At 44.6% G+C, this 11963-nt stretch carries 9 protein-coding genes; 5 read left to right on the top strand and 4 right to left on the bottom strand.

The genetic code is table 11. From position 1 onward, the window contains the following. Positions 1-187 precede the first annotated feature (187 nt). Both OC193_RS19635 and OC193_RS19630 read left to right on the top strand, forming a co-directional pair. Positions 188-3355: a chitinase C-terminal domain-containing protein gene (locus OC193_RS19635; protein WP_048662601.1), complete on the top strand. Its 3168-nt coding sequence runs from the start codon at positions 188-190 to the stop codon at positions 3353-3355. 275 nt (positions 3356-3630) lie between these two features. After that, positions 3631-5094 carry a sensor domain-containing diguanylate cyclase gene (locus tag OC193_RS19630; protein WP_048660045.1) on the top strand — a complete coding sequence of 488 codons (1464 nt, stop codon included), beginning with the start codon at positions 3631-3633 and terminating at the stop codon, positions 5092-5094. A 134-nt stretch (positions 5095-5228) separates the two neighbouring features. Here OC193_RS19630 and OC193_RS19625 read toward each other — a convergent pair whose 3' ends face one another. After that, a complete protein-coding gene (locus tag OC193_RS19625) occupies positions 5229-5483 on the bottom strand; it encodes a YgjV family protein (RefSeq protein WP_019821983.1) in 255 nt (84 codons plus the stop codon). Between the two features lie 268 nt (positions 5484-5751). On the opposite strand from OC193_RS19625, the gene OC193_RS19620 reads away from it, so the two are divergent. From OC193_RS19620 to OC193_RS19610, 3 genes are all read left to right on the top strand, one after another. Further along, positions 5752-6339 carry a DUF4136 domain-containing protein gene (locus OC193_RS19620; protein WP_048662602.1) on the top strand — a complete coding sequence of 196 codons (588 nt, stop codon included), beginning with the start codon at positions 5752-5754 and terminating at the stop codon, positions 6337-6339. A 178-nt stretch (positions 6340-6517) separates the two neighbouring features. Next, positions 6518-7702 (top strand): D-alanyl-D-alanine carboxypeptidase family protein, encoded by a 1185-nt coding sequence (locus OC193_RS19615; protein WP_048606313.1) that lies wholly within the window; start codon positions 6518-6520, stop codon positions 7700-7702. Positions 7703-7875: 173 nt separating this feature from the next. After that, positions 7876-8169, top strand: a complete 294-nt coding sequence (locus tag OC193_RS19610; RefSeq protein WP_080967419.1) for a YkgJ family cysteine cluster protein — start codon at positions 7876-7878, stop codon at positions 8167-8169. A gap of 166 nt (positions 8170-8335) precedes the next feature. Here OC193_RS19610 and OC193_RS19605 read toward each other — a convergent pair whose 3' ends face one another. From OC193_RS19605 to OC193_RS19595, 3 genes are all read right to left on the bottom strand, one after another. Beyond that, entirely contained in the window at positions 8336-10018 is a 1683-nt protein-coding gene (locus tag OC193_RS19605) for an RluA family pseudouridine synthase (RefSeq protein ID WP_048662603.1), read from the bottom strand. Between the two features lie 152 nt (positions 10019-10170). Then, a complete protein-coding gene (locus tag OC193_RS19600) occupies positions 10171-10791 on the bottom strand; it encodes a glutathione S-transferase family protein (protein ID WP_048662604.1) in 621 nt (206 codons plus the stop codon). Positions 10792-10825: 34 nt separating this feature from the next. Then, positions 10826-11857, bottom strand: coding sequence for an NADP-dependent oxidoreductase (locus tag OC193_RS19595; RefSeq protein ID WP_048662605.1), 1032 nt, complete (start codon positions 11855-11857; stop codon positions 10826-10828). Between the last annotated feature and the right edge of the window lie 106 nt (positions 11858-11963).

Raw genomic sequence — 11963 nt, 5'->3', positions numbered from 1 at the left:
GTGCAAAATAAGTGTCGACTCATTGCATGCTATAAACAAATTAATGCGAGTCATTTTATAAATACTGAATATTTTAGGTGTTTAATTGGCGCTGTTACCTACAGTTGTTTTGCGAAGAGATTTAAGTGGTGAGGAAAATGCCATTTAGATTAAACATCTTGAAACAACAACTTAAGGGATAGCTAACATGCACCTAAACCAAGGAAGAGTGGCCAAGAAGGTTTTTACACTCAGTACTCTAACCGCGTCATGCTTAATGGCGTTCAACAGTTATGCGGCTGTTGATTGTTCAACGTTAGAAACGTGGGACTCAGCCACGGTATACACCGGTGGTGATCAGGTTTCACATGACGGCAGCGCGTACTCAGCGAATTACTGGAATCAAAACAACAACCCGAGCCAATTTGAAGGTGATTACGCACAGTGGAAAAAACTGGATGTGTGTAGTGGCAATGGAGGCGGCGGTACACCAAATGAAGCGCCAACCGCTTCGTTAACAGCGCCAACGGCATCCGATGTGATTGTTGAAGGTGATAATGTGGTACTTAGCGCAACAGCACTCGACTCTGATGGCAGTGTTGCTTCGGTAGAATTCTTTGTCGATGGTTCGTCGGTTGCAGTAGTGACAGCGGCACCATTTGAGGCGGCTTGGGCTGCAACGTCTGGTAACCATCAAGTTTCAGTTGTTGCAACGGATAATGAAGGCGCAGCAAGTGTTGCAAGTGTGGTTTCTGTTTCTGTTGATTCAGCACAACCAGGTAATGAAGCGCCAACAGTTTCAGTTGCCCTTTCAGCGACATCTGTTGATGTTGGTGGTGTAGTCACACTAACTGCAATGGCAGCAGACAGCGATGGTACGGTTGATAAGGTTGATTTCTACGTAGCGGGTGCTCTTGTGGGTACAGCTGCAACAAGCCCATACACGCTAGATTACACAACCACTCAAGCAGGCTCTCTAGCGGTTTACGCGAAAGCGACAGACAACCAAGGCGCAACGACTGATTCAGCACTTGCTTCTTTGACAGTTAACGGCGCTCCAACGGTGAGCACTTGTCGACCTGATGGCTTGTATCAAACGCAAGGTATCGATGTCCCTTACTGTACGATTTACGATGATGAAGGCCGTGAGAAGATGGGTGCGGATCACCCACGTCGTGTGATTGGTTACTTCACCAGTTGGCGTGCAGGGGATGACCCACAAGCCGCTTACCTAGTAAATGACATCCCTTGGGAACAACTTACACACATTAACTATGCCTTCGTGAGCATCGGTTCAGACGGCAAAGTAAATGTGGGTGATGTAAATGACCCAAATAATGCTGCTGTAGGTAAAGAGTGGCCGGGCGTGGAAATTGATCCTGCATTAGGTTTTAAAGGTCACTTTGGTGCACTCGCAACCGCGAAGAAAAAACACGGTGTTAAAACGTTAATCTCAATCGGTGGTTGGGCTGAAACAGGCGGCCACTTCGCGACTGACGGAAGCCGAGTGGCTGATGGTGGTTTCTACACCATGACGACCAACGCTGATGGTTCTATTAATCACCAAGGTATTGAAACATTCGCGACTTCCGCGGTAGAAATGCTTCGTAAATACCAGTTCGATGGTTTGGATATCGATTACGAATACCCAACCTCAATGGCGGGTGCTGGTAACCCGTACGACAAAGACTTCATGGAACCACGTCGTCAGTACCTATGGGCTTCGTACCAAGTATTGATGAAAGTGCTGCGTGAGAAGCTTGATGTAGCGTCTGCTGAAGATGGCAATCATTACATGTTAACTATCGCGGCTCCTTCTTCTGGTTACCTATTGCGCGGTATGGAAACATTCGATGTAACCAAGTATCTCGATTACGTAAACATCATGTCTTACGACCTTCACGGTGCATGGAACGATCACGTTGGTCATAACGCTGCCTTGTTTGATACAGGTAAAGATTCAGAGTTAGCACAGTGGAACGTTTACGGCACTGCGGCTTACGGTGGTATCGGTTATCTGAACACGGATTGGGCTTACCATTACTTCCGTGGTTCTATGCCAGCAGGTCGTATTAACATCGGTGTGCCTTACTACACGCGTGGTTGGCAAGGTGTAACGGGTGGTGAGAATGGTCTTTGGGGTCGAGCTGCGCTACCAAATCAATCTGAATGTGCAGCGGGTACAGGCGAAGGCGAGAAGAACAACTGTGGTCATGGCGCAATTGGTATCGACAACATGTGGCACGATACCGATCCGAAGGGCAACGAAATGGGTGCGGGTTCAAACCCAATGTGGCATGCGAAGAACCTAGAGAAAGGTATTTGGGGTTCTTATGCAGATGCTTACAAACTTGATCCTGTCAACGATCCAACGGATGTTCTAACGGGTACTTATACGCGTAACTACGACAGTGTGGCGGTTGCACCTTGGCTGTGGAATGCAGAGAAGGGCGTATTCCTTTCTACAGAAGATAAGCATTCTATCGATGTGAAAGCGGACTACGTTATCGATAAAGAAATCGGCGGCATTATGTTCTGGGAACTAGCTGGGGATTATAACTGTTATGTTCTCGATGCGAGCGGCAACCGAACTTCAATCGATACCACTGAGCAAGCATGTAACAGCGGTAACGGTGAGTTCCACATGGGTAACACAATGACGAAAGCTATCTACGATAAGTTTAAGTCTGCAACACCATATGGAAACAAAGTCGCGACGGGCGCTATCCCAACAGAAGCGCTAGATATCACAGTATCGGTTGGTGGCTTCAAAGTCGGTGACCAAAACTACCCAATCAACCCTAAGATCACGTTCACGAACAATACAGGGCAAGCACTTCCGGGCGGAACTGAGTTCCAGTTCGATATCCCAGTATCAGCTCCTGATAACGCGAAAGATCAATCGGGCGGTGGTTTGTCTGTGATTGCTTCGGGTCATACTCGTGCGGATAACATCGGCGGACTAGACGGTACTATGCACCGCGTAGCGTTCACGTTGCCTGCATGGGAAGATCTTCCTGCTGGTGGTGTGTATGAGCTAGACATGGTGTATTATTTGCCAATTTCAGGCCCTGCAAACTATGCAGTGAGCGTGAATGGTGTCGATTATGCCTTTAGCTTTGAGCAACCAGACCTACCATTAGGTGATATCAGTTCAGGTGGCGGTAACCCTGGCGATGGTGGCACAAACCCTGGTACATGCGACACTGCAGGTTTGACGGTTTACCCAGATCTACCTCAGAAAGATTGGGCTGGTAATCCAAGCCATGCAAACACGGGTGACCAAGTGGTTCACAACGGCAGTATTTACCAAGCTAACTGGTGGACAAGCTCTGAACCGGGTAGCGACGGTAGCTGGACTCAGGTTTGTTCTTAATCTAACGCTAGATCATGTATTTATAGGTAACGAATGCGAATGATTTTAAGTTTATTTATCAGTATCTTAGTTTGATTTAAATACATAACTGAAGCGTAAAATTAAAACGCCGAACTGAATCCAGCTCGGCGTTTTTGCTATAAGTCACAGATTGCGTATAGAAACCTCTCAAAATATCGACACTCGTTCAGTAAAAAATAAAAATATGATATAAAACAATCTGTATATAAAAGAAATCACAGCGTTACCTGAAATTATAAATCTATGGGGTAATCTTGAAGGTCAGACGTAAGTACATTCTTAATTTTTCCATTGCGCTCGCCGTCGTGTCGATGATTCTTTCCGCTGTTCAATTTAATCGAACTGAAAGGTCATTATTAGAATCTAACCAACTGTTTTTTCGTACGATTGTGAATGCGAGCTACGATATTGTCGATACCACAGTTAATGAGGCGATAAAGACATATCTTAAAGGAATCACGGATACCGTTGCGTCTCATGTATGGCATGCCACGCCAGAGAAAGAAATTGAACAGGTAAGCCAAATTGCCAGTGAATTGCACATTGGACAATCGGGTTATATTTATTTGATGTCTCCGCAAGGCGTCCACCTCTATCATCCATTCTTACAAGGTAAGAAGCGCGGTCACCTTACTCATATCCAAAAACAGCTCAGTATTGGCTCTGGTATGATCGAATACTTTCACGCCAATCCTCATGAAATAAACCGCCGAGCCAAAGTCGCTTATTCGACGAGGCTTCCGAGTGGCAATACATTGGTTGCGACGACCTATAAAGAAGAATTGATGTATTTGGTCGATCTTGAAGGTTTAAAAGACAAGCTAAGAAAGTACGCGTTCGGTGAGAGCGGATATGTGTACATTGTGGATCTGCAAGGTAACTTAGTGCTTCATCCGGATTATGAACATAAATCATTGAAATCCTTAATAGACTACTCGTCTGAACTGCTTATTGATCGAGTCGCCACCAAACCCGAAGGTCACTTCAGTTATTCGATTTCTAGTGACAGTGGCACGACAAATAAAAACATCTTCTACAAGTTTTACCCTTATCTGAATTGGGTCATTTCTGCAGGTATCTTAGAGCAAGAGCTTAATCGAAATCATAGCCTGTTGTTTATTAGTTTGATGGCTTTGGTTGTAAGTTTGCTAAGTATTATTGTCGTGTTGGTGCTTTACCTGCGGCATCGTCATCTTAAAATCTTGGATGTGGCAAGCCTCGATTACCTTACTGGGCTTCCTAGTCGACGGAGTTTTATCGAGCAGCTAAAACTGAAAATTACTCAGAATTCACCTTATCCGATAACGAATGTCGGCGTCATCTTGCTTGATATTGACCATTTCAAACGGGTCAACGATCAATATGGTCACGCTCAAGGCGATCGAGTTATCTGTGCGGTCGCAAAGTCACTTAAGAGATTTGTTAACCGTCGTCGTTTGATTGCACGCTATGGCGGCGAAGAGTTTATTTTGTTGACGTTTGATTGTGATGAACATGAGTTATTCGAGTTATCAGAGGCGTTACGGCTATGTGTTGAGCAACTTCAAGGCTTGGTGTCTCCGGTGACAATCAGCGCTGGTTGTTGCCATGCTCCGGCACTGACTGATATTGAAACCGCTATCGATAAAGCCGATAAAGCGCTTTATCAAGCCAAAGAGAGTGGACGCAATAACACTCAAGCGTATCGAGAGAGTGAATATCGCGTTGCTTACATGTGAGTGGTTGAAACCTTCGATTCGAGTGAAGATTTGATGCACACAAATCGTGCTTTGAGACCGACAGATACTAAAAAGCCCAAATAGATCGCTTTATTTGGGCTTTTTCAGAATTATTTGAAATGCTAATCGCTAATTTAAGCTTTCGCTGCTTTCATCGCTTCCGTTTTTTTTTCCTTTTGCATTTTTGCAAGAAAGTAGATGTTTACACAAGCGATGAAACCGTTGGTCGCGACAACTGGCCATGCGTCAATCATAACGCCGTATGCTGTAAAGAGTGTACAGCCAACAAAGTTAAGGACACGCAGACGAACGATATCTTTCATTGTTAATGAAATTGCGACCATAATAGACGCAGCGTAACCTAAAATTTCAACCATATTGAATTCCATTGTTTGACCCTCTTAAATTTGCCGATACTTTGTCGGTACCAATTCTTCTCTTCATGAGATGATTGAGGAAGCTCCGTGCCTCGAATGGTCTGGTTTTGTTTAACGGGGTAAACTATACCAACTCTGTTTTTGTGATAAAACCCCCAAAATGGACAGAAGTGAAGGTTAGCGATTACGCAAACGTTTAATGACCTTTCTATTAACATAATTACTATTTATGTTGGAGGTTGAATTGATAGTTATTCTTATATGGGTAAGGGAGTCACGAATGATAAAACGATCCATTTGTGCAACAAAAAGCATAAGAAAAGTAGCGCAGTTGGCTTTGATAGCGATTGGACTGACAGCATGTACCACTCAAGAATTGCCGCCAACGCACAATTATGGTGTGGTCACCAGTGGTGATTTTGAGTTCATGAAACACGGAGTGATGACGTACTCGTGGCACCCTGAATCAGAGCAGGTTTACCTTTCTCAAAAATACGATGAAACTGTGGTTACCGATTTAGTGCGTGAGTCGATTCAAGAGCAACTCTCTAATAAAGGTTACCAGTTAAAACAGGATGGTGTCGGCGATGTTGTTGTCGGTTTTGGGTTGGCGGAAGAATCGGAACTGAACGATGAGTCGATCTTTGATGCGATCAAGCTATCTACTGGTGTGCCATTTTATGATGGTGAAGGTAAAGTAGCGGAGAAAGGATCGTTGTACATTGCGTTTTTCGTACCTAACTCTGAGGTCGTACAATGGCAAGCATTAGCACAATCTGGCATCCAAACTGATTTAGAGCCAAGCGAAAGAAAACAGCGCGCTACTGGCTTTGTTGAAATGTTATTTAGACGCATGCCTGAGCGATAGAATTAGGCGCTGGATAGATTCGTTGAGTCAATATTAGTTGTTGAAAATATGGTCAGATCGCAGATTATACTTTTTTATTTGTAACGAATGGTACAAATACGTAAAGCAACGTAAAGTTCGCGCTTCTTTTGCTAGCATTTGTCTATACTGCTCAAAACGTTAACTTAGGTTTGATTCAATGAAACTGTTTTCCAAATACTCTCTCCCTCTATTAAGTATATTCATTGTAAGTAACGCAGCGATGGTAAGTAATGCAGCTATCGCAGCACCTTCTATAGTACCAAGCCCACCTAGCCTAGGCGCAAAAGGGTATGTGTTAATTGATTTTAATTCTGGTGATGTGCTGGTAGAAAAAAATGCACACACTAAGTTAAACCCAGCGAGTTTGACCAAACTGATGACCAGTTATGTGGCTGGACAAGAGATGAAGCGAGGCAACATTTCTGCTGATGATCAGGTACGAATCAGCGAAAACGCGTGGGCGAAGAACTTTCCAGACTCTTCAAAAATGTTCATCGAAGTAAACACTGATGTTGCAATGATGGACCTTTATCGTGGCTTGATTATTCAATCAGGTAACGATGCGAGTGTTGCGATTGCAGAACACGTTGCAGGTTCACAAGATGCATTCGTCGACCTTATGAACTCTTGGGCTACATCTCTGAAGCTAGAAAATACCCATTTTGCCAATGCACATGGCTTAGACGCCGATGATCTCTATTCGACTCCTTATGATATTGCGCTACTCGGTCGTGCCATTATTCGTGATTTACCGGATGTGTATGGCTTATACAGTGAGCGTTCTTTTAGTTACAACGGCATCACACAGCACAACCGTAATGGCTTGTTGCGTGATAGAAGCTTAACCGTTGATGGCATGAAAACGGGCTACACCTCTGGTGCTGGCTACAGTTTGGCGAGTTCAGCGACACAAGGTGAGATGAGACTTATTGCGGTTGTGATGGGCGCATCAAGCGTTAAGAGCCGTGAATCAGACAGTAAACAGCTGTTGAGCTATGGTTTCCGTTTCTTCGATACACTAAACCCGCACAAAGGCGGCGATCAAGTGGCTGAAGAGAAGGTATGGTTTGGTGAGCAAGACACATTGAAACTAGGTGTGGCAGAAGACACGTTCATTACCTTGCCTAAGTCAGACAGTAAAAAGCTGACTGCATCTATCGAGCTTAACTCTGAACTGAAAGCGCCAATTGCAGAAGGTCAAACTCTAGGTGTGGTTCATTACACCGTTGATGGTGAAGATGTTCAAACTCAGCCTTTGATCGCGCTGGAAGCGGTTGAGCAGGGCGGTTTGTTCAAACGTTTAATGGACTACGTTAAGCTGTTCTTCGCGAGCCTATTCTAAATAGAGCTTGTAGCGATAAGCCGCAATCAAAAGTGGAAACATATGGGTGTTGTGAGTGAATCACAGCGCCCATTGTTTTTTTACATCAATGAAAACACCGCTTCGTACCATCTTTATTAGCCGTAGCGGGCGGTTTCGATTACTATACGCAAAATTTAGCAGTGTAGTCACTTATGACGATAGAGATAAAGAACGTAACCGAACCCGAAGTAACCTGTGCTAATTGTCAGGCATGCTGTTGTCGTTTAGAGGTTATGATCATCACAGATACGGGCGTACCTGAAGAGCACATCGCTTACGATGAGTGGGGCGGTGAAACCATGAAGCGCTTAGATGACGGTTGGTGTTCTGCGGTAGATAGAGAAACACTGATGTGTACTATCTATGAAAACCGACCATGGATCTGTCGTGAGTTCGAAATGGGCTCTTTTGAATGCGTTGATCAGCGCAAAGATGTAATGGGCTAGGCGTCTGCAGTATTGAAGTTAGTAACGAAAATACGCTACTGAGCTGTGATAAGCACATTAAAAATTAAATATCAGGGTTCTATATCTTAAGCAGATGTAGAACCTTGATGCGTTTTACGAGATCGAATATTTAGTGAGATAAGATTTTTAGTACGATAAAAATAACTTAGAACTCAGAAGGCACTTCAAACTCCATCCATTCACCGGTTGTCGGGTGAATCAACTTTAGGTAGCCAGCGTGCAGGTGTAAGCGCTCGCGTTTGTATCCGTATAAGTCGTCACCACGAATAGGTACACCAAGCCCCAATGGATGAGCGCAGTGTACTCGCAGCTGGTGGGTTCGCCCTGTTTTAGGGTACAGGTGAACCTTGGTCTTGCCATTATGAGTGCTCACCGCTTGCCAATGGGTCTCTGCATTTCGGCCGTGTTGATTGCAAACCAGTTGTCTTGGTCTGTCCGTGATGTCGCCGCGCAAAGGAAGGCTGATATCGCCAGACTCACCCGTTATTTCACCATCTAACAAAGCGGTGTAGCGCTTCTGTACGGTTCTATCAATGAACTGCTTCTGAATGTGCTTGTTTGACTCTGCCGTGAGCGCCAAGATCAACAAACCTGACGTTGACATATCCAATCTATGGATAATCAAAGGACCAGTCGCATCCGGGTAACGCGCTTTTATGCGGGTATAAACTGAATCTTCGATGAACTTACCGGGAACCGACAAGAACTCTTCAGGCTTATTGACGACCACGATCTCGTCGTCTTCATAAACAATATCAAAAGACTTACCAACCGCAGGGTTCACGATAAGTGGGTTATCTTCTAACTCAATGCTACTTAGCTGGTGGTCGAGGATCTCAAAGCTTTTACTTTGACAAACTGGGTAGAGGTTTGCGTGTTGTCGAATGATATCTGTAGGCGGTAATCCCCACCAAAATTCAGATAATGCTAACGGCTTGAACCCGTGTTCAAACGCAAAGTTAAGCAACTTAGGCAGGCAGCAGTCACCAGAGCCTTCAAGCGCGTCTTTACCATCGAGCAATTCGAGTAAATTTTTAGATTGCTTCGTTTGATTGATAAAGCGATAGTGAGAGAGACGTTGAGTTTCTAACTGGTCTGAAATTGTTTGGTGATCTTGCTTACGGCTTTTCAGTTCGCTTTCAATCAAGTCAACTTGTGATTGACGTTCTGCGATCTTCTGTTTCCACTCAATTCGAAGTGCTTTTAGGTCGCGTTTCTCTTGGCTACTTTGATTGCCCAATTGTTTGAGCAAATTCGCCGCCGATTCTAGATTCCCCGATGCCTTTTCTTGGTTTGCTTGCTCTCTGAGTTCATTTCGGTGAGCTTTGTTCTCGGCCATTGCTAACTGAAAGGCTTCGATAGCTTGTGCTGATTCGATTTTTAACCCTTCAAGCACGGCTAATAATGCGTCTAGGTTGTGTGACTGTTGTAGCTTTTCAATGTCATCCGCTAGTTGCAACTGGCGAGCAAGCTTTGCACTATTTTGAGATTGAAACTGTTCTGAATCGAAGGCTGGTGGAACAAAGTGAATGTTGTTTAACTGAGAGACCAAAGCCCGATCTAACTGCAAACCTGAAAACGCAGAAAGGTAACCTAACTCTTGCGTAGTTGGATCCTGAACAAGCAGAACAGCGTAGAGGTTACCTTGCGATGTTTCGTTTAAACCACGGTCCAGCAGCGACTGTTGAAGCTGCTGCATCGCTAATTCACACAAAGGATGCGGAGTATAGTAATACGGGAATGTAAAACGCTCTGGCAGCGACAAGTCTTGATTCGCTGTTTGGTTTAACGTGCGCAGTGGCGTGTATTGAGCAAGGTTTGCTGACATGAAGATCAAACTCTATGGGTATTCAGTTTAGATCTCGGTATTGTTGTCGAAATAAAGACAAATGAGAAGCCAAAGCAGAAGATAAATCGGCTTTGGCTTCATTTAGATTGTCATGTTCATGCTATGAAAGCAGTGAATAGAACAAATCTTGATTAGTTAGAGTGTTCTAACTCTAATTGCTCTGCTTTTTGGTTAGCAGGGTGGTTAGTCAAAAGCTTACCGTATTTAGCAATGTTAGGGTAAAGCGCAGTTGCACCGAAGTTACCAACGATTTCTACGATGAACGACATCATGAAATCTGCACCTGTTAGTGTGTCTGCAACCAGGTAGGTTTTACCTTCAAGTGCATTATTCACGTAAGTTAAGATCTTTTGGTTTTCATCGTCTGCATAACCGCCTAGGAAGTTAGTCTCGCAGCCGTCTTTCATCACAAAGATCTTAAGCAACATTGGTAAAATACCTGAGCTTTCAGCGAAGTGAAGCCATTGTGAATATTCGACGTATTCTGCTGTACCGCGTGCTGGTGCGAACTTACCTTGACCGTATTTGTCGATTAAATATTCCGTGATAGCACCAGATTCAGTAATCACGATACCATCGTCTTCAATGACAGGAGATTTGCCCAACGGATGAACGGACTTGAGCTCTGGTGGTGCAAGGAAAGTGACACTGTCTCGTTGGTATGGTTTGATTTGGTAATCTACCCCAAGCTCTTCCAACAGCCAGATGATGCGCTTTGAGCGTGATTTATTCAGATGATGTAAAGTAATCATGATTTTACCTAGTTAACGGGTTCAGTTTATTGAATTATTTAGCTTCGTTCGTTTTGATAACAAGCTTGCCGAAGTTCTGACCTTCCAATAGGCCCATGAATGCTTGTGGCGCGTTTTTTAGGCCTTCAACTAAGTGTTCACGATAGTGCATCTTGCCTTGAGATAGCCACTCTGTCATTTGAACAGCAAACTCGTTGTAACGGTGTGCGTAGTCATCAAAGATGATGAAGCCTTGCATCTTGATTCGTTTAACCAGCAGCATCCCCATAAGGCTAGACATGCGATCTGGGCCTTCAGGCAGTGATGTCGCATTGTATTGAGAGATAAGGCCACATACAGGAATACGAGCACCGGTGTTAAGCAATGGCATTACGGCATCGAAAACCTTGCCGCCAACGTTTTCAAAATAAACGTCGATGCCGTTGTCACACGCTTTAGCCAGTTGCTCCGCGAAGTCGTCAGCTTTGTGGTCGATACATTCGTCAAAGCCAAGTACGTCTTTCGCGTACTGGCACTTCTCTTGACCGCCTGCAACACCGATAACACGACAGCCTTTTAGTTTGCCGATTTGTCCAACGGTTGCGCCTACAGCACCTGTTGCTGCCGCAACGACTAGCGTGTCGCCTTCTTTAGGTTGGCCGATATCAAGCAAGCCCATGTAAGCAGTAAAACCAGGCATACCCATGATGCCCAGTGCGTAAGAAGGGTGCGTCGGTTCTTTGCCTAGTTTTATTAGGCCTTCACCGCTAGACACACCAAGATCTTGCCAACCTGTGTAAGCGAGAACCCATTCGCCAGTTTCGTAATCAGCGTGGTTTGACTCTTCAACCTGACATACGGTTGCGCCTACCATCACTTCATCAATCGCAACGGGGTCTGCGTAGGATTTAGCATCGCTCATACGACCACGCATGTATGGGTCTAGAGAAAGGTAAACTGAGCGAAGTAACATCTCGCCGTCTTTGATACTTGGCGCGGCTGCTGACTCTAAACGGAAGTTGTCTTGAGTTGGTGCGCCAACTGGGCGAGAAGCCAATACGATGCGGCGATTGTCTTGTTGAGTCATTGGATATCCTTAATTTATGTTATATATTTAGAATTAGACCAGTCGTCTAGTCTTATTGTCTAAAAATCCCGCCATCATCAAATTGATAAGAGGGCGGGTGATTTGT

The sequence above is a fragment of the Vibrio crassostreae genome, from assembly GCF_024347415.1.
GTDB classification, from domain to species: domain Bacteria; phylum Pseudomonadota; class Gammaproteobacteria; order Enterobacterales; family Vibrionaceae; genus Vibrio; species Vibrio crassostreae.
Note: the sequence above shows the minus strand (reverse complement) of the source record. Positions and strands in the feature narration are given on the sequence as shown.